The organism is Kushneria sp. AK178 (genome assembly GCF_053903105.1).
This window is the reverse complement of sequence record NZ_CP096381.1, coordinates 251,631-271,317: the sequence shown is the minus strand read 5'-3', so window position 1 is coordinate 271,317 and position 19,687 is coordinate 251,631. Positions and strand designations below refer to the sequence as shown.

Here is a 19,687-nt window from a genome sequence, read left to right as displayed (position 1 = left end):
CTGACGGCTGTCGGGCGATGCGTCAGCGCGAGCAAGTGCTCACTATCAGTCGATGGCTACTTCCTGCGCCCCAGCCGGCTGAGCCAGTTGGTATCGGCCAGATCCATCACCTCGTCACCGCGACCGCTCATCACCGCGCGCAGCATGTAGAGGCTAAAGCCCTTCGCCTGGGCGGCTTCGATGGTCGGCGGCATGGAGAGCTCCTGCTTGGCCACCTTCACATCGACAATGACCGGCCCGTCATGGGCAAAGGCCTCTTCAAGCACGCCGTCGAGCTGCTCGGAGCTTGCGACCGTCAGCCCCTTGATGCCGAGTGCCTCGGCCAGGCGCGCGTAATCGGCGCCGGGCAGATTGGTGACCTCATCAACGTAGCCGGCCGCCTTCATCTCCATGGCCACGAAGCCCAGGGTGGCGTTGTTGTAGACGATCACCTTGACCGGCAGCTGCTGCTCGGCCAGCGTCATCAGATCGCCCATCAGCATGTTGATGCCGCCATCCCCGGACAGCGAGATCACCTGACGCCCGGGCTGGGCGACCTGGGCCCCCATCGCCTGGGGCATGGCGGTGGCCATCGAGCCGTGCATGAACGAGCCGGTCAGACGTCGCTTGCCATTCATCTTCAGATAGCGCGCCGCCCAGACGGTGGGCGTGCCCACCTCGGCGGTAAACCAGGCATCCTCGGCGGCCAGTTCGCTGACGCGGGCGGTGAGATACTGCGGATGCAGCGGCTTGCCCGGATCGTCCGGCACGGCCAGCTCGTCGAGATCCTCGCGCGCCTTTTTGTAGTGCTCCTGCGACTTGTCGAGAAAGCTGCGATCGGTCTTTTCTTCGAGCCGCGGCAGCAGCGCGTCCAGACTGGCCTTCACATCACCGACCAGCCCCTTGAGCAGCGTACTGCGTCGGCCCAGATGCCCGGGACGCACATCGATCTGCACGATGCGCCCGTGCTCGGGGAAGAAGTCCCGATAGGGAAAGTTGGTGCCCAGCATGATCAAAAAGTCGCACTCCTTGAGCGCGTGATAGCCCGAGCTGAAGCCGATCAGGCCGGTCATGCCGACATCGTAGGGATTGTCGTATTCAAGGTGCGACTTGCCGCGCAAAGCGTGCACGATGGGCGCCTTGAGCCGCTCGGCCAGCGCGATGACCTCGTCATGGGCGCCGGCACAGCCCGCGCCACAGAGCATGGCCACCTGCTTGCTGTCGTTGAGCAGCTCGGCCAGCTCGTCAAGCTCGGGCCCGGGAGGCACCGGGACCGGTGCCACCGGCGCGCTCCACTGCATCTTCTGCTCGACGGCAGGCGACAGCGCCACATCACCGGAAATCACGATTACCGCCACGCTCTTTTCCAGAATCGCCGTGCGCATGGCGGTCTCGATCACGCGCTGCGCCTGGGAGGGATTGGAGATCAGCTCGCAGTAGTCGCTGCACTCCTTGAACAGCTGCTCCGGGTGGGTCTCCTGAAAATACCCCAGCCCCACCTCGCTGGAGGGAATCTGGGCGGCAATGGCCAACATCGGCGTTTTCGCCCGCTGGGCTTCAAAAAGCCCGTTGATCAGGTGGGTATTGCCGGGCCCGCAGGAACCGGCGCACACGGTCAGATCATCCCGCGCCTCGGCCTCGCCGCTGGCGGCGAGTGCGGCGACCTCCTCGTGGCGCACGCCGCGCCAGGTAATCGCCTCCTGACGGCGCAGGCTCTCGGTCAGACCGTTGAGCGAGTCGCCCGGCAGCCCCCAGATATTCTGCACGCCGGCCTGGGCCAGCGTTCGTACCAGCATGTCGGCAACACTATAGTCGACCATGATCACTTCTCCCTGTGATGGCAGCCCCTGCACGCCGCGTCATGGACCATGACCGGCGTCCAGCGGATAAAAGGACGTGGATACCCGTCAGTTCAGACGTCCGGCAGACGAATGTCCAATGCCATCGATCCATTGACGACAGACAGACGCGCCCGATCAGGCCACCGGCACGGCCTGACCGGCTGCGGCGTGTGAAAAGATGCGCTGAGGAAAACCGGGGGATACGCGGGGATCAGAGATCGCCGTAGCGCGCCTGCAACAGCGACAGCGCCACGATCGGCGCCGTCTCCATGCGCAGGATGCGCGGACCGATGATCCAGGCGTGAAAGCCGCAGTCCCGGGCGCGAGCGACTTCGTCATCGCTGAGGCCACCCTCGGGGCCGACCAGCAGCGCGGCACTGCCGGGCGTCGCCATCCCGGGCAGGCGACCGGCACCGTGGGGATGAAGCACCAGTCGCAGCGTTTCATCGCGGGCGGCCAGCCACTCTTCCAGGGCGATGGCCGGATGCACCGCCGGCACGGTGGCGCGTCGGCACTGCTCACAGGCGCTGACGGCGACGGCCTGCCAGTGGTCGCGCTTTTTCTGCGCGCGTTCACCCTTGAGCCGGACATCACCATGGTGGGTATAGAGCGGGGTGACCGCCGCCACCCCCAGCTCGACCGCCTTTTGAATGGCGAAATCCATGCGATCGCCCTTGCCCACGGCCAGCCCCAGATGCACGGCCAGGTTCGACTCGGGCAGCGCCGTCAGACGCTCGTCGATATTGACCTGCACCTCACGCTTCGAGATGGCAGTAATGTGAGCATTCACTTCTACGCCAGCCCCGTCAAACAGCACCAGCGCGTCACCTTCACGACGCCGCATGACGCGCGCCACATGATGGGCGGCGGCGTCGGGCAGGGTCAGGGTGGCGCCGGGAACCAGCGCCAGAGGGACATGGATTCGCATGAACGATCAGGGAATGGCCGATCAGGCGTCGGCCTGCTGCTGGCCGTTTTGCTGACGCTGGGCGTAGATGGCGTCAAAGTTGACCGGGGAGAGCATCAGCGCCGGGAAGGTGCCACGGCCGACCAGATTGTCGATGCACTCACGCGCATAGGGGAACAGCACATTGGGGCAGAAGGCCCCCAGGGTGTGATCAAGCTGGGTATCGCTGAGTCCGGAAATGGCAAACAGCCCCGCCTGCTGAACTTCGGCGAGAAACGCCGTGGACTCTTCTTCACCGTTATAGACATGAGCGGTCACGCGCACGCTGACCTCATAGAGCCCCTCACTGATCTGCTGGTGGTCGTTGTCGACATCCAGCTTGACCCGCGGCTTGAACTGCTGCTGGAAGATCGCCGGCGAGTTGGGCGCCTCAAAGGAGATGTCCTTGACGTAGATGCGCTGCAGCGCGAACTGGATATTGCCCTGCTCACTGGTGGCGTTGTTCTCTGACATGCTCGTTTCCCGGTCGGTGAGTAAGTAATGACTGTTGCTTGAAGCCAGTAAAACTGTCGCTTGAAGAGGTTACATCAGCGTGTCACAACGGGCAGGCCATCGGCCACCCACTGCGAATGACCGCCCTTGAGACGACGGGCGCCGCTGTAGCCTGCCTTGTGCAGTTTCGTGACAACGCCGCCGCTGTGCTGGCCCATCTTGTCCACCACGATAATGGGCTTGTCCTTGTGCTTGTCGAGACGCTGCATGTTGTTATCAAGCTTGGCGGCGGGCACGTTGACGGCGCCGGCGATGTGGCCTGCCTTGAACTCCTTGATCTCGCGCACATCCAGGACCATGGCGTCCTCGCGGTTGATCAGGTTGGTCGCCTCACCGCTCGTGACGCCACCGGATGCGCTGCGTCGGGATTCAAAGGCCAGCCAGGCCAGCAATACCACAACAAAGGCGCCTACCAGCAAAAGGTGATTCTGGGCAAACTCCAGAAGCTGATCGATCATGGAAATATCTTGACCCCGGTCGTTTAAAATGGCTCGGCGCGCGGTCGTGCCTGGTCTACCCTGCGGGTTCGGGGAAGCCGCCCGGCAGCTGGAATCCGGCGCGCGCCCAGTATACACAAGCACCCGGCCGTCGTCCGTCCCCGATGATCAATGCTGGCATGCACCGGCTGGGTTATGATGATCACCATTTCGACGCCCTGATAACGCGCCTGCTGCGTGTAGCACGCAGCAGGCGCCACCCGGTATCGGGGCTTACATGTCCGTGTACCCGAGGCGAAATCATGTCCACATCGCAACCACGTCCCGTCGCCCTGCTGATTCTCGATGGCTACGGCCACAACCCGGAATCGGCCAACAACGCCGTTGCCGCCGCAAAAACGCCGGTCATGGATCGGCTGCAGGACAGTTACGCCCACACCCTGATCAATACCGATGGTGAAAACGTCGGCCTGCCCGAAGGCCAGATGGGCAACTCCGAGGTCGGCCACATGAATCTGGGCGCCGGCCGCGTGGTCTATCAGAGCCTGACCCGCATCTCGAAGGCGATCCGCGACAACGAGCTGGGCGACAACACCGCCCTGACCGAAGCCATCGACCAGGCCGTCAGCGACGATCGCGCCGTTCACGTACTGGGGCTGCTGTCGCCGGGCGGCGTCCACAGCCACGAGGACCACGTGCTGGCGCTGGCCGAGCTGGCCCAGGCGCGCGGGGCAAAAAAGGTCTATATCCATGCTTTCCTCGACGGCCGTGATACCGCCCCGCAGAGCGCGCTGGACAGCCTCCTGCGCGCCGATGCCCTGCTGCGCCAGATGGGCGTGGGCCGGGTCGCCTCGATGGTCGGACGCTTCTACGCCATGGACCGCGACAACCGCTGGGATCGCGTGGAAGCCGCCTGGCAGGTGGTGGTCAACGGCGAAGCCGAGCATGTCGAAAGCGATGTCGAGGAGGCGCTCAACGCCGCCTACGACCGGGACGAGACCGACGAGTTCGTGACCGCCACCAGCCTGCGCGAGAGCGATGATGACCGGGTCACCATCGAGGATGGCGACGCGGTACTGTTTGCCAACTTCCGCGCCGACCGCGCCCGCGAGATCGCCCATGCGCTGGTCGATCCGGGCTTTGACGGCTTCGAGCGTAACCGCACGCCGAAGGTCCACTTCGTCGCCATGGCCCGCTACTCCGATGATCTGGATGTCCCGGTCGCCTTCCCGCCCAACGATCTGCCCAACACCCTGGGCGAATACGTGTCATCACAGGGGCTGACCCAGCTGCGCATCGCCGAAACCGAGAAGTACGCTCACGTGACGTTTTTCTTCTCCGGCGGCCGCGAAGAGGAGTACGACGGCGAGGAGCGCATCCTGGTCGATTCGCCGCGCGATGTAAAAACCTACGACGAAAAGCCCGAGATGAGCGCCTTTGAGGTCACCGACCGGCTGGTCGAGGCGATCGATTCCGGCCGCTTTGATCTGGTGATCTGCAACTACGCCAACGGCGACATGGTCGGCCACAGCGGCGATCTGGAGGCGGCCACGAAGGCCATCGAGGCGGTGGACGAGTGCCTGGGCCGTGTGGTGGAAGCGATCGAGCGCGCCGGCGGCGAGTGCCTGGTGACCGCCGATCACGGCAACGCCGAGCAGATGGTCGATCCGGAGACCGGCAAGCCCCAGACCGCGCACACCACCTTCCAGGTCCCGCTGGTCTACGTCAGCCAGCGCCAGGCCACGCTCTCTGAAGACGGGCGCCTGTGCGATATCGCCCCGACCCTTCTGGCCATGATGGGACAGACCCAGCCGGACGAGATGACCGGCCGCGTGCTGATCGACCATCAGTAATCGGAGCCCTTCGGTGCCATTCACACGATACCGGCCTGCGGGCCGGTTTTGGCTGCTGGCATTGACGCTGGGCCTGGCGGTGCCTGCCGGTGCCGCCAGTCTGGATGCTTCAAAAGCCGAGCTGGATCATATTCGCCAGGACATTGAACAGACCCAGCGCCAGCTGGAAAAGACCGATGCCCGACGCGGCAGCGCCCGCGAGGCGCTCGAGCAGGCCGAAAAGGCACTGGCCGAGACCCATCGCCGGCTGGAGACGCTGGAACAGGCACGTCAGGAGAGCGCCGAGGCGCTGGACACGCTCGACCAGCGCCAACAGGAACTGACCATCAAGCGCAATGCGCAGCAACAGGCGCTGGCCGAACAGGTCAGGGCGCTCTACAAGCTGGGCGAGCAGCCGCGCCTGAAGCTGTTGCTCGATAATCAGGACCCCGGCGAGATCGACCGCTTTCAGCACTATCTCAACCGGCTCAACGAGGCCCGCGCCGAACAGCTCGCACGCCTTGCCTCGCTCAACGAAGCGCTTCAGGACAACCGCACCCGGACCCTGGAGCAGCAGCAGACGCTCGATCGGCTGCAGGCAGAGCTCAAGAGCCGCCAGCAGACCCTGGCCGAGCAGCGCCGCGAGCGTGAAACGGCGCTGGCCACGCTGGAAAAACGCTACCAGAGCGGCCGCAGCGATCTTGAAGGCCTTCAGTCCGACCGCGCCGAGGCCGAAAAAATGGTCAGCCGCCTCGAACAGGAGCTGGCCCGCGCCCGCCAGCAGCGCCGGGCGCGCGAAAAGGCCGAGCGCGAACGCCGTGCCCGGGAGGCCGAACAACAAAAACAGTCGCGCCAAAGCACAGCGTCGGAAGATGACGGTCTGACCAGCGACGAAATGAACGCCTCCTCAAGCAACGCCCGGAGCGTACCGACCCGCAGTGCCGACCCGGCGCCGGATCGACGCGCCACGGCGCGTCAGGGCGTGACCCACGAGGCCGACAGCGGCGCCGGCGACTCGCGCTGGCCGGTCAACGGCTCGATGATTTCGAGCTACGGCAGCGGCGACGGTCTCAACAAGAACGGGGTATTGATCGGCGCTCCGGCCGGCACCGCGATCCATGCCGCCTCAGCCGGTCAGATCGTGTTTGCCGACTGGATGCGCGGCTTTGGCTATCTGGTGATCATCGATCACGGTGGCATACTGTCTCTCTACGCTCACCAGCAGCGCCTTGCCGTGGCCGCCGGTGACCGGGTCGAGCGCGGTGCGACGCTGGGCTACGTTGGTGACACCGGCGGCCTGTCGCGTCCGGCGCTCTATTTCGAGGTACGTCGCGGTGGCAAGACCATCAATCCGCAGAGCTGGCTGGCCTCGCGCTAGTACGGCACACGCTTTATCCATTGACGGTATCGGGCGCCCTGCAGCCCGGCCCATCCCCGCTGAAGGAGTTCGCATGTTGCTGCGTCACGTCGCCTCAACGCTTGCCCTGTCATCCGCCCTGCTGCTGACGCTGCCGGCCACCGCCGCTGAACCGGCCACCGATACGGCGCCACCGGAGAACGCGCCCCAAAACGCGCCGGCCATGCCGGCCGATAACGATGCGGCCAATGACGCCGATGGCGAGACGCTCTCACGGGGCAGCCTGCCGCTGGAGGACATTCAGGCGCTGGCGCAGGTCTTCGAGCGCATCAAGCAGGCCTATGTGGACGATGTCGACGACCAGACCCTTTTGCGCAACGCCATGCGCGGCATGCTGAAGGGGCTGGACCCGCACTCGGACTATCTCGATGAAGACGCCTTTCGCATGCTTCACGAGATGACCGAGGGCGAGTTCGGCGGCATCGGCATCGAGGTCGGCCAGGAGGATAACCGGCTGATGGTCATCTCGCCGATCGATGACACGCCGGCCTCCAGGGCCGGTCTGCAGCCGCGGGATCTGATCATCGAGATCGACGGCAAGAGTACCGACGGCATGTCGCTGGAGGAAGCGGTCGGTCTGATGCGGGGTGAGCCCGGCAGCGAGATCGAGCTGACGCTGGCGCGCGAGGGCGAGGACGCCCCCATCGAGGTCAGTCTGGAGCGTGACAACATCCAGGCCGCCAGTGTCAGCTCGCGCATGCTGACTCCCGGCTATGGCTATCTGCGTATCAGCCAGTTTCAGGAGAACACGGCCACGCAGGCCAGCGAGGCCATCGCGTCCCTGAAGGACGAGGCCGGCGACGACGGGCTTTCCGGCGTGGTTCTGGATCTGCGCAACAACCCCGGCGGGCTGCTCGATGGCGCCGTCGGCGTGGCCGATCTCTTCATCGACAGCGGCCTGGTGGTCTACACCGAGGGGCGTCTGGCGGATTCGGACATGCAGTTTGAAGCGCACGGCGATACCGCCCTGGCCGAAACGCCCCTGGTCGTTCTGATCAACGGCGGCAGCGCCTCCGCCGCCGAGATCGTCGCCGGCGCCCTGCAGGACCATCATCGCGCCGTGGTGCTGGGCACCGAAAGCTTCGGCAAGGGCTCGGTACAGTCGGTCATGCCGCTGGATGACAATACCGGCATCAAGCTCACTACCGCGCTGTACTATACGCCGGGCGGGCGCTCCATCCAGGCCGAGGGCATCACCCCGGACGTGATGGTACGCCGCGGCCGACTGGAGCTCGAGCAAAGCCGCTTCGAGATTCGCGAATCCAATCTGCGCGGGCACCTGCAAAACGCCGACGGCGAACGCGACCGGGAGGAGGAAGCGCTGCCCGATTCCCCCATCGCCACCGACGACTACCAGCTGGGCGAGGCGCTCAATCTGCTGCGCGGCATCAACGTGTTCCAGCGCTCCGGGGTGCGATACCACGAAGCGACATCCTTGTCCGAAGCTGACGAGGCCTCCGACGATGGTTCACAAACCGACAACACGCCGGCGGCCACGGACCAGTAAAAAGCGTCTACGCTGATGAGGGCAACGCAATGAAGCCATCCGCCTTGAAAAGGAGTAGTACACATGAAGAAGGGATTGACGATGGGCGCGCTGGCCGCTGCCGTAATGCTGGCAGCCGGCTGTTCCTCCTCCGGCGGTGCGCCTGAAAACAGCGGTGCCCCGGCCCCGCAGGGTGGCCAGAGCGGCATGTCCCAGGGCAGCCAGAGCGGCATGTCCCAGGGCAGCCAGAGTGGCATGTCCCAGGGCGGCCAGAGCGGCATGTCTCAGAGCAGCGGTGCTTCTCAGACCGGTGGCGGCATGTCGACCCAGCCGGGCGCCGACGAGACCCGCACGGGGACCGGTCATGGCAGCCCCATGGATGATTCACCGGGTGGCGGCATTGACAGCACCAACAGTGCCAACCCTGATAACACCATGTAATCGCGCCGCAGACCATGCAAAAGGCCCGCCGAATCGGCGGGCCTTTTGTTGTATGGGGATCGGTTTCACGTGAAACATCGGCTCAAGCGTGGCAGGAGTAATGCCGTCAGACCGACGGCGTCTGCATGCTCGCAGGCAGGTCGCTGCGCTGCCCCATGGCCTGCTGGATCAACAGGCGCCGCGCCCAGGGCCAGCGCCCGGTGGTGGTCAGCCCCTGATTGCGCAGTACCCGCACCAGCGGCCAGCCGGTACCAAAGCCGATGCGAAAGGCATCCATGGCCATCAGCATGACCGTATTGTCGCCGCGGCGCCGGCGCGCATAGCGCGACAGGATGCGGACATCGCCCACCGGCGCGCCGCGTCGGCTCGCGCGCTCGAGCTCCTCGGCCAGTACCGCCACGTCCATCAGCCCCAGGTTGACGCCCTGTCCGGCCAGCGGGTGAATGTTGTGCGCCGCATCACCGACCAGCGCCACCCCCTCGTCGACATAGCGTCGGGCGTGACGCTGCACCAAAGGAAAGTCGTGACGCCGGCTGACGCATTCGACGCGCCCCAGCTGATGCTCGAAGCCCGACTCGAGCGCGCGCATGAAGGCGTCATCATCCATGTCCATCAGCTCATCGGCCAGCGTCGTATCGGCCGACCAGACAATGGAGGAGGTCTTCTGGTCACCGTCGATGTACAGGGGGAGAAAGGCCAGTGGCCCGGTGCCCATGAAGCGCTGACGTGCCGTCGCCTCGTGATCATGCTCATGCCACACCGTGGCGACCACGGCACGCTGACCGGTGGCGTACTCCCGATGGCCCAGCCCGGCAAGTTCACGGATCTGCGAGCGGGCACCATCGGCTCCGATGACCAGATCGGCGGCCAGAGCATGACCGTCCGCCAGGGTGAGACAGCGCCTCTGATGCTCGACGTCGGACAGTGCCGTGACCCGGGCGTGCGGCATGAGCGTGACGTTGTCCCGCGCGGCCAGCGCCTCCAGCAGCGCATCACGAACCACGCCGTTTTCGATGATATGACCCAGCACCTCGCTGCCGACTTCCGCCGCGCTGAAATCGATGTGCCCGGTACCTTCCCCGTCCCATACCGCCATCCGGTCGTAGGGGCTCAGGCGGCGGCGCTCGATGCCCGGCCAGACCCCCAGGGTGGTCAACAGCCGCTGTGATGCCGGCGTAATGGCACTGACGCGGGCATCGATCCGCGACGGCTGCCAGTCCTGCCAGAGCTCGCCACCGTCCAGCAGGGCCACGCGGTGCCCCTGCTGCCCCAGTGCCAGCGCCAGGGTGGCCCCGACCAGCCCGGCGCCGACGATGGCCATGTCAAACCGTGCGGTGTCGAACGTCATGAAGTACTCCGTTGGGCGATCGTTGGCGCCACATGATCGGTTAATGACGTGCCAGTCCCATGGCACGACGAATCAGCGTCCGCTTGAGCGGCGTGGCGAGATTGAAAAGCCCCAGGGCAGCGCCCCGCGCCCCGGCGGCGCCGGGCAGCTCGAGGCCGAAAAGGCGCACCAGCGTATCGCTGGCCTGCATGATCAGATCCCGGTCGCGCGCCCGGCGCTGCTCGAAATCGGCCATGGTGGCCGCCTCACCCGGCGCTCGTCCGGCCTCGAGCGCCGCCCCGATGGCCGCATTCAGGTCCATCACGCCGCGCAGCGCCAGATTGAAGCCCTGACCCGCCACCGGATGGATGGCGTGCGCCGCGTTGCCCAGCACGGCCAGATGCGGCCGGCTCTGTTCGCGGGCGCGGGACATCGACAGGGGATAGACATGACGCGTGCCCACGCGCTGAAAGCGCCCCAGCCGGGTACTCAGCCGCGCCTGCAGCGCCCGCAGAAAGACGTCATCGCTCATGGCCAGCGTCGCGTCGATCTTCTCCGGCGGTAGCGTCCAGATCAGTGCCATGCGCCGCTGCGTCAGCGGCAGCAGCGCCATGGCGCCTTCCTGCGTAAAGCGCTCGAAGGCCCGGCCGTGATGATCGTGCGCCGTTTCCACATTGGCAATCAGGGCATGCTGCTCGTAGTCGTGGCGGACCGTGTCGATGCCCAGCGACGCCTTGAGTCCGGAGCGCCCGCCGTCGGCCAGCACGGTCAGGCCGGCGTGGAGGGACCGGCCGCTGTCCAGCACCAGCCGGTGCCCGTCGGGGGCCGGCGTAATGGTGTCGACCCGTGCCGGACAGTGCCAGTCGATCGACATGCGGGACAGTCGCTCATGCAGCACCTGCCCCAGAAAGGCGTTGGGCAGGACATAGCCCAGCGACGGCGTGCCTACATCCCGTCGCGACAGCCGGGTACGGCCCAGCGCGCCGCGCTGGCTGACCTCGATGTCATGAATGGGCGCGGCGCGCGGGGCCAGCGCCGACCAGATGCCCATGGCCTCGAAATGCGCGCGGGAGCCGTAGGCGATGGCGCTGGAGCGCTCGTCGAAGCTGGGCTGGGCACGCCCGGCGCCCGGCTCGCTGGCCTCGACCACGGCCACCCTGAGCCGGTGGCGCTCGATCAGCGGTGCCAGCGCCACGGCCAGGCTGGCCCCCACCAGCCCGCCGCCGATAATGGCAATGTCTACCGGAGTATCGCTCATGTCCGTGCCTGCGCCATCAGTGTCTCGATCTCCCGAACCCGTTTGGGCACATCGCCGGTCAACACCTCACTACCGTCCGACGTGACCACCACGTTGTCCTCGATGCGAATGCCGATACCGCGCCACTGCTCGGCGATGTCGAGATCATCGGGAATATAGAGCCCGGGCTCGACGGTCAGCACCATGCCGGGCGCGAGCGGCCGCGAGGCGCCCTCGACCTGATACGCGCCGACATCGTGCACATCCAGCCCCAGCCAGTGGGAGGTGCCGTGCAGATAAAAGCGCTTGTAATGGCCCTGTTCGACGGCGATCTCGGCCGGCCCTTCCACCAGCCCCAGCGCCACCAGCCCCGCGGTCAGATCACGCACGACACCGTCGTGGATGCCCTTGAGCGTGGCGCCGGGGCGCACGGCGCGAAGGGCACGCTGCTGCGCCCCCAGCACGATTTCATAAAGCTGGCGCTGCGGCTCGCTGAAACGGCCGCTGACCGGAAAGGTGCGGGTAATATCGCCGGCGTAGAGGTCGTATTCGGCGCCGGCATCGACAAGTACCAGATCACCGGCGGCCATCGCCGCGTCGTTTTCCGTGTAGTGCAGGATGCAGGCGTTGGCGCCACTGCCCACGATGGTGCCATAGGCCGGCGCCCGGGCGCCCTCCATGGCAAAGGCGTGTTCGAGCGTCGCCTGCAGCTGGTATTCGAACATCCCGGGTCGTGCGGTCTGCATGGCGCGAACGTGGGCGCGGGCGCTGATCTCGCCGGCGTGGCGCATCAGAGCCAGCTCGTCGTCGGTCTTGATCAGACGCTGCTCGTGCAGGATCACGCTGATGTCGGCGTAGCTCGAGGGCGCCGGCGGCCCGCGTCGCGACCGCGCCTTGAGCCCGGCCCGCATCTCGCCGGCCAGCGACAGCGCCGCATCACTGTCCAGCGGCAGATAGAGCGTTCGGCGCCCCGCCAGCAGATCCAGCAGCTGCTCGTCCCGCGCTTCCAGCGGCCAGGCCTCATCCACCCCCCAGGTTTTAACCGCCCGGCGCGGGCCGATGCGCTTGCCCGTCCAGGTCTCGACCGACGGGTCACGGGGCTGACAGAACAGCACGCTCTCGCCGGCCTCCCGCCCGGGCAGCAGCACCAGCCAGGCATCCGGCTCGGGGAAGCCGCAGAGATAGTGGAAATCGCTGTCCTGACGGAAGGGGTAGTCGCTGTCCTGATTGCGCACTGCCAGCCCGGCGGCCGGCACGAGGATGGCGCTGTCCGGCGCTACCTCGGCCATCAGCCGCTCGCGGCGCTGTCGATACGCCTCGCTCGTGATGGGGGCCGGTGTGCCCTGCTCTGCCTGTGTCACTGTGTCCTGTCTCCCGTACCCGGTGCTGTCATGACGCGTTTCGGCGTCCGGCCGGTGCTGCTCGCTGCATGTCAATGGCGGGTGTCGTCGTCGCCCTCGCCGCTCAGGCCCTCGTTTTTCATGCCCTCCTCGAGCGACTGCTCGGGCTGTTCGACATCGGGCTTGCCCGGATGCTGCTCGACATAGAGCATCAGTGCCGTCATGCGGGCGTGTTCGGTCAGGGCGAACAGGTCGTTTTCGTTTTCGCTGCTCTCCTCGATATCGTCATCAATGCGCGAGAGCTGCTCGATGTCGCTGACGCCCTCCTGCAGCGGCGTCGACCACGTACTGCGCTGATCGGGGTCCACCTCGCCGACGACGTCGTGAAAGCCCTGACACCACAGCGCCAGCGACTGCGCCCGTTCGGCCAGCGAGAAGAGCTCATCGGGCAGCAGCGGCTCGAAGCTCATCTCCTGGGCATCCAGGCGCTCCTTTGCCATCGAGCGCCATGCCAGCAGCTTCTCGCCGTCTTCGCGGGTGGCGGGTTCTTCCACCCCCAGCGCAGCGCAGATCTGGCCCAGCCAGTCTTCGGCGCTGATATCCTCGAGCGCCAGACGCGCGCACAGATAGCCGTCAAAGAAGGCCGGCGACTGCAGGCTGCCATGGGCAAGAAAAATATCGCTGATGGTGGCGAAATCGAGGGCGTTATCACCGGACGGCATACTGCATCCCTTGCGTGGTTGTTCCCGTGGCGGGAATCATGAACTCTCGCCCGGGGGCCGCGCGTTGACCGCCCCCGGTCGTCTCTCTATAGTGGTGCTGCAAGTGCAGCGACATGGCCTGTCTGCCGGCAAAGGCCTCAGGCAATGGACCATGTGTGGCTGCCCACCATCTTAGCGTAACGGCCGGAAATTGGCCCGTACCGGAAGTGATGTCATGCCGCAAGGTCCTCGTCAGACCGCCGAAATCACCCTGATGGGTCAGAACTTCGTTGTCAGCTGCGCCCCCGGCGAAGAGCAGGCGCTGCATGAGGCTGCACGCTATTTCGATCAGGCCATGGCCGGTATCCAGAATCGGGGCCGCACCATCAGCATCGACAAGGTGGCCATGATGGCGGGGTTGAACATCACTCACGAACTGCGCCATGAAACACAGCGCCGCCAGGAGCTGGAAGAGAAGCTTGCCGGCCTTGACGAGCGCCTGCAACGGGCACTGGACAAAAACCGCCCCGCCTGACCGCCCCGATCGCAGGGTAGCGCAGCCCCCGGGAAGTTCTGTTAGAATGACTTTGTTCTCTGGGGTGTTCGCCAGTTGTTATAGTCCCTCGAGCCTATGCGTAATACCCAGGGGGCCACTATAAGTGGACCTGTGTGCATGTCCGCGCGACGGAAAGCCTGATGGTCCACTTGCGGTCACCCACCTTGAACCAGTAGGTTCAAGGGCCAGAACAACAGCGGCACTCCGGAGAACCCTCATGTCAGTGCGCTGCGCACTCCCCGCGAGCCGATCGCGTCCCCGCAGACCCCGCGCCCTTTCGTTGCGCACCCCGCGTCCCCGACGACGCTTTTCGCATCCCCCGTTATCCGCTTCGACGGCGACGCCCCTGCCGGCTTCCGACGATCGTCGAGCGCTGCGACGCGACCTGCGCCGGCGCCGCCGCGCGCTGGATGGCCGCGCCCAGCGTCTGGCATCGATGTCGCTGGCGCGCCGGCTGATGCAGCTTCCCGCCCTGCGCCGGGCCCGTCACGTCGCACTGTATCTGCCGGAAAACGGCGAGATTGACCCGACACCGCTGGTGGACTGGCTGCATCGGCGCGGCAAGCAGGTCTATCTGCCGGTGCTGAGACCGCTGGTGGAGAACCGGCTATGGTTCGTGCACTGGCGCGGTGATACCCGCATGGTGCTCAATCGCTTCAGAATCACGGAGCCCGATCTGCGCCAGAGCGGCGAGCGCATTCGACGCCTCGCGCCCTGGGCGCTGGATGTCGTGCTGATGCCGCTGGTGGGCTTTGATGAGCAGGGCCATCGGCTCGGCATGGGCGGCGGCTTCTATGACCGCACCTTCGCCTTCGTCTCCCGGGCTCACGGCCCGCGGCCGACGCTGATCGGGGTGGCGCACCACTGTCAGCAGGTCGAACGCCTGCCGCACCAGCCGTGGGACGTCAATCTGGACCTGATCGTCAGCGACCGGCGCGTGCTGCGCCCTCGCACCGGCGATACCTGACAGCGACAGACCGCAGGGGTCGAAACGCCTCCGGCGGGAGGCGTTGGGAAAGGCCTGCGCGGCGCGCCGGACACCCTCGATGCCAGCCGCCGCCATGCCCGATCGCGGCGCGGCTAATACCCCATGACATTCTGGGCATAGCCCGTGGCGACAACGCCCAGTCCGAGAATGACTACCAGGGTAAAGACCAGATCGGGTTTACGTCTCATTACTGCTCCGTCACAACAGAAGAACGCACGAGGGAACGGCCCCGAGAGGCCACAGCGGCGCCATCATAGTGGCGCAGCCGAATCAGCACAATATCGGGGCCGGCAACATTACATACCGTTGCATTCCGGCCGTCACCGCACCTCGCAGCGCTTGTCAGGAGACAAACAGTCGATAGGCCGGATTGTCGGTTTCATGGAAATAGCGATAGCCGATCTCATCGAGGCGCTGCTCGAGGGTGGCATGGTCGGCCTGTGGCACCTGCATGCCGATCAGGACCCGGCCGTAGGCGGCACCGTGGTTGCGGTAGTGAAACAGGGAGATGTTCCACCCTTCGGGCAGATGGTCGAGGAAGTTCATCAGCGCGCCCGGACGCTCCGGAAATTCAAAGCGATAGAGACGCTCGCTGAAGGGCTCCTGTGGACGACCGCCGCCGAGATGGCGGATATGCAGCTTGGCCAGCTCGTTGTCGGTCAGGTCCTCGACGCTGTAGCCGGCCGCCTCGAGCCGGCGGGCGACCGCCAGTCGATCCTCGCCGCCGGGCTGCACCTGCACCCCCACAAAGATATGGGCCTGCTCCCCATCGGCATAGCGATAGTTGAACTCGGTCACCATGCGCTGCCCCAGCGTCTGGCAAAACGCCTTGAAGCTGCCGGGCCGCTCGGGAATGGTCACCGCAAAAATGGCCTCGCGCTGCTCGCCGAACTCGGTGCGCTCGGCAATGTGCTGGAGCCGATCAAAGTTGAGGTTGGCGCCCGAATTGATCGCGATCAGGGTCTGCCCCTGTACCTCATCACGCTGGGCATACTTCTTGAGACCGGCCAGCGACAGCGCCCCGGAGGTCTCCGACACCGCGCGGGTGTCCTCGAAGATGTCCTTGACCGCCGCGCACATCTCATCGGTGTTGACGGTGATCACCTCATCGACGTGATGGCGCAGGATCTCGAACGGCGCCTCACCGATCCGGGAGACGGCCACGCCCTCGGCGAACAGGCCCACCCTGTCGAGCGTCACCCGCTCGCCGGCCTCCAGCGCCGCCTTGAGACAGGCCGCGTCCTCGGGCTCCACGCCGATCACCCGAATGTCCGGACGCAGATACTTGATGTAGGCCGCCATGCCCGCCAGCAAACCGCCGCCGCCGACCGGTACGAAAACCGCATCGATCGGCCCCTGGCGCTGGCGCAGGATCTCCATGGCCACCGTGCCCTGTCCGGCAATCACGTCCGGATGATCGAAGGGCGGAATCCAGGCGTAGCCGTGCTCTTCCATCAGCGCCTGCGCATGGGTCAGCGCATCGTTGAAGGCATCGCCCTCGAGGACCACCGTCGCGCCGCGCGCTCGTACGGCCGCCACCTTGATCTCCGGCGTAATGCGCGGCATCACGATGGTGGCGTGAATGCCCATGCGTTTGGCGGCCATCGACACGCCCTGGGCGTGGTTGCCCGCCGAGGCGGTAATGACACCCTTCGCACGCTGATCGGCGTTCAGCTGCGCCATGCAGTTATAGGCGCCCCGAATCTTGAAGGAGTAGACCGGCTGCAGGTCCTCGCGCTTGAGCAGCACATGGTTGTCGAGGCGCCCGGACATCTGCGGCATCTCGGAGATGGGCGTCTCGACGGCGGCTTCGTAGACGCGGGCCTGAAGGATTCTCTTGGCGTAGGCTTCCAGCATTCTTGTACCCTGGGCAGTGACTTGGGGGCGACGCTCGAGGACACCGGGCTGCATGACATCCGCAGGCGCTGTTTCACGTGAAACATCGACCGGCGAGGCGGGAACAGCACATGCAGTGATCGACAGTGTCCGTGATGATCGCCATGATACGCTTGATGGGCCGCGGTAGAACATCATCAGATTCGGAGACACCATGACATCCCAGGACCAGTCGACGCTCAAGCAGGCGGTGGCACAGGCGGCAGTGGAAGAGATACGTCCGGAATTGACCCGCGACACCGTGCTGGGCGTGGGCTCGGGGTCGACCGTCAACTGCTTTATCGAGGCCCTCGCCCCGCTGCGCGACGACTTTGCCGGCGCCGTGGCCAGTTCCACGGAAACCGAGCGCCGGCTGACGGCCGCCGGCATCGAGGTGTTTGATCTCAATCAGGCGGGGACGCTGAGCGTCTATGTCGACGGCGCCGACGAAATCGATAATGATTTCGCCATGATCAAGGGCGGCGGCGCGGCCCTGACCCGGGAGAAGATCGTGGCGGCCTGCGCCTCGCGGTTTGTCTGCATTGCCGACGGCTCCAAGTACGTCCGCCAGCTGGGCGGCTTTCCGCTGCCCATCGAGGTCATCCCCATGGCGCGCTCGTATGTGGCCCGCCAGATGGTCGCGCTGGGTTTCAGCCCCGTCTATCGCCAGGGCGTGGTGACCGACAACGGCAACCAGATCATCGATCTCTATGATCGGCTCATCGATGATGCCCGGGACATGGAAACGCGCATCAATCAGATCGCTGGCGTCGTGACCAACGGGCTGTTTGCCCATCGCGGCGCTGACCTTTTGCTGCTGGGCACCGCCGACGGCGTTCAGCGACTGGCCCCGGATCGCCAGTGACCCGCCACGCCGTGAGTTACCCATGACTCACGGCGCATTACCCTTGCGCAACACGCCTTCACGCTTTTGCTGCAGAACATTACCCTCTCCTGGCACTATGATCTGCACGCTGCGACTACCCTGCACAGGACAGGGGCCGACACGGGCGCTCTGCGGCCGACCCGGCATGTCATGACCGGCTCACGTCATGGCTGACCACGGGCGGTCATCGGGCGTTTCGTATCGCATCCATCACAATGACAGGGAGGGGTCGCATGCGACAAAGCAGTGGTATTTCCGTACCGGCGTATGCCCCGGCCTCGCTGCACCAGCTGCGTCGGGCGCTGGTCGATACCTGTGACGCCCTGGAGATCGAGGGCCTGCGGATCAGGGGTGCGGATTATTCCCTCTATTTCGAACGGGTAAGCGGCAACATCGTCAGGCCGTTGATGAGCGTCTGGTTCAACGTCGAGCGTCGTCAGTACACGCTGATGTGTCGAACCACCATCATCACCCCCGGCCGTCCCATGGGCGATACCTGCACGCGGCTGGCCACCCATCTGGGCCAGCACGCCCGCCGGCATGGCTGGCATCAGGCGTCGCGACTGACCCGCTAGCGTTTGCTGCCGGGCGGGCGCTCATCGGCCAGCGGCCAGGGCTCGTGCAGTTCGCGGGCCCGGATCAGCCGTCCCAGATAGTCCCGGGTATGCCCCAGCGCCCCGCGGTTGGCGTCCACCACCGCCCGGGCATTGCGACCCAGCGCCTCCCGGCGCGTCTCGTCCTGCAGCAGCGACACCAGCGTCTCGCCCAGCCGATCGGCGCTGTCCACCTCGACCCGGGCATGGGCCGCATCCAGGGTTGCGACCACATCGCCCAGACTCGACAGCGACGGGCCGCTCACCACGGGCAGGCCGAGCGCGGCCGGCTCGAGCAGATTATGGCCACCGATATCCACCAGTGACCCGCCCACGAAGGCGATATCCCCGGCGGCGTAGAGCATCGTCAGCTCGCCCATGGTGTCGCCCAGATACACCTGCGTGCTCGCCTCGATGGGCGTCTCCTCGCTGCGGCGCACCGTCGACATCCCCCGGTCAGCACAGAGCCCGGCAACCTCGTCAAAGCGCTGGGGATGGCGCGGCACCAGAATCAGCAGGGCGTCGGGAAAGCGGGCCAGCACGCGCGCATGCGCGGCAAGAAGCTGCGCCTCCTCGCCCTCGTGGGTCGAGCCCGCCACCCACACCGGACGATCACCGATCGCCTCGCGCAGCGCCTCGGCCGCGTCGAAGACGCTGTCATCGATGTGCTGATCAAACTTGAGCGCGCCGGTCACGTTGAGCCGTCGGGCCGACACGCCCAGGGCGCGAAAGCGCTTGGCGTCCTCGGCGGACTTGGCGCCCACCCAGGCCAGCCGGCGGATCGCCTCGGCCATCAGCCTTGAAAAGCGCTGGTAGCGGGCAAAGCCGCGCTCGGTAATACGGCCGTTGACGATGGTGACCGGGATGCCGGCCATCGCACAGGCATGAATCAGGTTGGGCCAGATCTCGGTTTCAACGATGATGGCGATTTCGGGATCGAGACGCGCCACGAAGCGCCGGGTAGCGCCGGGAAAATCCAGCGCCACGAAGTGGTGGGTGACCAGATCGCCGAACAGCGTCTGCACCTGGCGTGCGCCGGTGGCGGTCATGGTGGTCACGATCACCCGATGCTCGGGATAGTCATCGATCAGCGAGCGGATCAGCGGCCGCGCGGTGATCACCTCCCCCACGGAGGCCGCATGGACCCACAGCACCCGCTCATCGTGATAGTCCGGGATGCGGCCCAGCCGCTCCCCGCGCGGGTGATCGGGGAGATGTTCGCGGCGCAGGCGACGCCAGATCAGCGGCGAGAGCGCATACAACAGCGCAGAATAAAGGCGTCGTCCCACGGG

The 19,687-nt window shown here is 65.8% G+C and carries 18 protein-coding genes and 1 other RNA gene; 9 read left to right on the top strand and 10 right to left on the bottom strand.

Annotated elements, in window-relative coordinates; all coding sequences use genetic code 11:
• Window positions 1-56: 56 nt before the first annotated feature.
• From poxB to M1D97_RS01220, 4 genes are all read right to left on the bottom strand, one after another.
• The gene (poxB, locus tag M1D97_RS01235) at window positions 57-1,799 is read right to left on the bottom strand and encodes a ubiquinone-dependent pyruvate dehydrogenase (protein WP_456268925.1); all 1,743 of its coding nucleotides are present in this window, start codon (window positions 1,797-1,799) and stop codon (window positions 57-59) included.
• 232 nt (window positions 1,800-2,031) lie between these two features.
• Window positions 2,032-2,748: a 16S rRNA (uracil(1498)-N(3))-methyltransferase gene (locus tag M1D97_RS01230; protein WP_456268924.1), complete on the bottom strand. Its 717-nt coding sequence runs from the start codon at window positions 2,746-2,748 to the stop codon at window positions 2,032-2,034.
• Window positions 2,749-2,769: 21 nt separating this feature from the next.
• Complete coding sequence (gene secB, locus M1D97_RS01225) at window positions 2,770-3,240, bottom strand: protein-export chaperone SecB (protein WP_456268923.1); 471 nt, start codon at window positions 3,238-3,240, stop codon at window positions 2,770-2,772.
• Window positions 3,241-3,314: 74 nt separating this feature from the next.
• The gene (locus tag M1D97_RS01220; protein ID WP_456268922.1) at window positions 3,315-3,737 is read right to left on the bottom strand and encodes a rhodanese-like domain-containing protein; all 423 of its coding nucleotides are present in this window, start codon (window positions 3,735-3,737) and stop codon (window positions 3,315-3,317) included.
• A gap of 281 nt (window positions 3,738-4,018) precedes the next feature.
• Here M1D97_RS01220 and gpmI point away from each other — a divergent pair, with 281 nt between their 5' ends.
• The 4 genes from gpmI to M1D97_RS01200 all read left to right on the top strand — a co-directional run bounded on the left by gpmI (window position 4,019) and on the right by M1D97_RS01200 (window position 8,892).
• A complete protein-coding gene (gene gpmI, locus M1D97_RS01215) occupies window positions 4,019-5,569 on the top strand; it encodes a 2,3-bisphosphoglycerate-independent phosphoglycerate mutase (protein ID WP_456268921.1) in 1,551 nt (516 codons plus the stop codon).
• A gap of 13 nt (window positions 5,570-5,582) precedes the next feature.
• Window positions 5,583-6,926, top strand: coding sequence for a murein hydrolase activator EnvC family protein (locus M1D97_RS01210; RefSeq protein ID WP_456268920.1), 1,344 nt, complete (start codon window positions 5,583-5,585; stop codon window positions 6,924-6,926).
• Window positions 6,927-6,999: 73 nt separating this feature from the next.
• Window positions 7,000-8,472 carry a S41 family peptidase gene (locus M1D97_RS01205; protein WP_456268919.1) on the top strand — a complete coding sequence of 491 codons (1,473 nt, stop codon included), beginning with the start codon at window positions 7,000-7,002 and terminating at the stop codon, window positions 8,470-8,472.
• A 63-nt stretch (window positions 8,473-8,535) separates the two neighbouring features.
• Window positions 8,536-8,892 (top strand): hypothetical protein, encoded by a 357-nt coding sequence (locus M1D97_RS01200; protein WP_456268918.1) that lies wholly within the window; start codon window positions 8,536-8,538, stop codon window positions 8,890-8,892.
• A 106-nt stretch (window positions 8,893-8,998) separates the two neighbouring features.
• Here M1D97_RS01200 and M1D97_RS01195 read toward each other — a convergent pair whose 3' ends face one another.
• From M1D97_RS01195 to M1D97_RS01180, 4 genes are all read right to left on the bottom strand, one after another.
• Window positions 8,999-10,240, bottom strand: a complete 1,242-nt coding sequence (locus M1D97_RS01195; protein WP_456268917.1) for a UbiH/UbiF/VisC/COQ6 family ubiquinone biosynthesis hydroxylase — start codon at window positions 10,238-10,240, stop codon at window positions 8,999-9,001.
• Window positions 10,241-10,280: 40 nt separating this feature from the next.
• The gene (gene ubiH / locus M1D97_RS01190; protein ID WP_456268916.1) at window positions 10,281-11,477 is read right to left on the bottom strand and encodes a 2-octaprenyl-6-methoxyphenyl hydroxylase; all 1,197 of its coding nucleotides are present in this window, start codon (window positions 11,475-11,477) and stop codon (window positions 10,281-10,283) included.
• On the bottom strand, window positions 11,474-12,745 hold the full coding sequence (pepP, locus tag M1D97_RS01185; protein WP_456270159.1) for a Xaa-Pro aminopeptidase: 1,272 nt from the start codon (window positions 12,743-12,745) through the stop codon (window positions 11,474-11,476). Before pepP ends, ubiH begins: the two co-directional genes overlap by 4 nt.
• Window positions 12,746-12,888: 143 nt before the next feature.
• Entirely contained in the window at window positions 12,889-13,518 is a 630-nt protein-coding gene (locus M1D97_RS01180) for a UPF0149 family protein (protein WP_456268915.1), read from the bottom strand.
• 214 nt (window positions 13,519-13,732) lie between these two features.
• Between M1D97_RS01180 and M1D97_RS01175 the strand changes: the two genes are divergently transcribed.
• The 3 genes from M1D97_RS01175 (at window position 13,733) to M1D97_RS01165 (ending at window position 15,020) form a co-directional block, all read left to right on the top strand.
• Window positions 13,733-14,032: a cell division protein ZapA gene (locus M1D97_RS01175; protein WP_456268914.1), complete on the top strand. Its 300-nt coding sequence runs from the start codon at window positions 13,733-13,735 to the stop codon at window positions 14,030-14,032.
• Window positions 14,033-14,085: 53 nt separating this feature from the next.
• Window positions 14,086-14,268: non-coding RNA, 6S RNA (gene ssrS / locus M1D97_RS01170), on the top strand.
• Between the two features lie 131 nt (window positions 14,269-14,399).
• Window positions 14,400-15,020, top strand: a complete 621-nt coding sequence (locus M1D97_RS01165; RefSeq protein ID WP_456270246.1) for a 5-formyltetrahydrofolate cyclo-ligase — start codon at window positions 14,400-14,402, stop codon at window positions 15,018-15,020.
• A 363-nt stretch (window positions 15,021-15,383) separates the two neighbouring features.
• Here the strand turns inward: M1D97_RS01165 and ilvA are convergent, their stop codons facing one another.
• Window positions 15,384-16,898, bottom strand: a complete 1,515-nt coding sequence (gene ilvA / locus M1D97_RS01160) for a threonine ammonia-lyase, biosynthetic (RefSeq protein WP_456268913.1) — start codon at window positions 16,896-16,898, stop codon at window positions 15,384-15,386.
• A 193-nt stretch (window positions 16,899-17,091) separates the two neighbouring features.
• Here ilvA and rpiA point away from each other — a divergent pair, with 193 nt between their 5' ends.
• Both rpiA and M1D97_RS01150 read left to right on the top strand, forming a co-directional pair.
• A complete protein-coding gene (rpiA, locus tag M1D97_RS01155) occupies window positions 17,092-17,781 on the top strand; it encodes a ribose-5-phosphate isomerase RpiA (protein WP_456268912.1) in 690 nt (229 codons plus the stop codon).
• 254 nt (window positions 17,782-18,035) lie between these two features.
• Window positions 18,036-18,377: a hypothetical protein gene (locus M1D97_RS01150; RefSeq protein WP_456268911.1), complete on the top strand. Its 342-nt coding sequence runs from the start codon at window positions 18,036-18,038 to the stop codon at window positions 18,375-18,377.
• Here the strand turns inward: M1D97_RS01150 and waaA are convergent.
• Window positions 18,374-19,684 carry a lipid IV(A) 3-deoxy-D-manno-octulosonic acid transferase gene (waaA, locus tag M1D97_RS01145; RefSeq protein ID WP_456268910.1) on the bottom strand — a complete coding sequence of 437 codons (1,311 nt, stop codon included), beginning with the start codon at window positions 19,682-19,684 and terminating at the stop codon, window positions 18,374-18,376. The genes M1D97_RS01150 and waaA overlap by 4 nt on opposite strands.
• Window positions 19,685-19,687 lie beyond the last annotated feature (3 nt).

Bases quoted from the DNA above. Each gene is read 5' to 3' on its own strand.
- poxB (WP_456268925.1), bottom strand. From the start codon at position 1,799: ATGGTCGACTATAGTGTTGCCGACATGCTGGTACGAACGCTGGCCCAG.
- M1D97_RS01230 (WP_456268924.1), bottom strand. From the start codon at position 2,748: ATGCGAATCCATGTCCCTCTGGCGCTGGTTCCCGGCGCCACCCTGACC.
- secB (WP_456268923.1), bottom strand. From the start codon at position 3,240: ATGTCAGAGAACAACGCCACCAGTGAGCAGGGCAATATCCAGTTCGCG.
- M1D97_RS01220 (WP_456268922.1), bottom strand. From the start codon at position 3,737: ATGATCGATCAGCTTCTGGAGTTTGCCCAGAATCACCTTTTGCTGGTA.
- gpmI (WP_456268921.1), top strand. From the start codon at position 4,019: ATGTCCACATCGCAACCACGTCCCGTCGCCCTGCTGATTCTCGATGGC.
- M1D97_RS01205 (WP_456268919.1), top strand. From the start codon at position 7,000: ATGTTGCTGCGTCACGTCGCCTCAACGCTTGCCCTGTCATCCGCCCTG.
- M1D97_RS01200 (WP_456268918.1), top strand. From the start codon at position 8,536: ATGAAGAAGGGATTGACGATGGGCGCGCTGGCCGCTGCCGTAATGCTG.
- M1D97_RS01195 (WP_456268917.1), bottom strand. From the start codon at position 10,240: ATGACGTTCGACACCGCACGGTTTGACATGGCCATCGTCGGCGCCGGG.
- ubiH (WP_456268916.1), bottom strand. From the start codon at position 11,477: ATGAGCGATACTCCGGTAGACATTGCCATTATCGGCGGCGGGCTGGTG.
- pepP (WP_456270159.1), bottom strand. From the start codon at position 12,745: ATGGCCGAGGTAGCGCCGGACAGCGCCATCCTCGTGCCGGCCGCCGGG.
- M1D97_RS01180 (WP_456268915.1), bottom strand. From the start codon at position 13,518: ATGCCGTCCGGTGATAACGCCCTCGATTTCGCCACCATCAGCGATATT.
- M1D97_RS01175 (WP_456268914.1), top strand. From the start codon at position 13,733: ATGCCGCAAGGTCCTCGTCAGACCGCCGAAATCACCCTGATGGGTCAG.
- ilvA (WP_456268913.1), bottom strand. From the start codon at position 16,898: ATGCTGGAAGCCTACGCCAAGAGAATCCTTCAGGCCCGCGTCTACGAA.
- rpiA (WP_456268912.1), top strand. From the start codon at position 17,092: ATGACATCCCAGGACCAGTCGACGCTCAAGCAGGCGGTGGCACAGGCG.
- M1D97_RS01150 (WP_456268911.1), top strand. From the start codon at position 18,036: ATGCGACAAAGCAGTGGTATTTCCGTACCGGCGTATGCCCCGGCCTCG.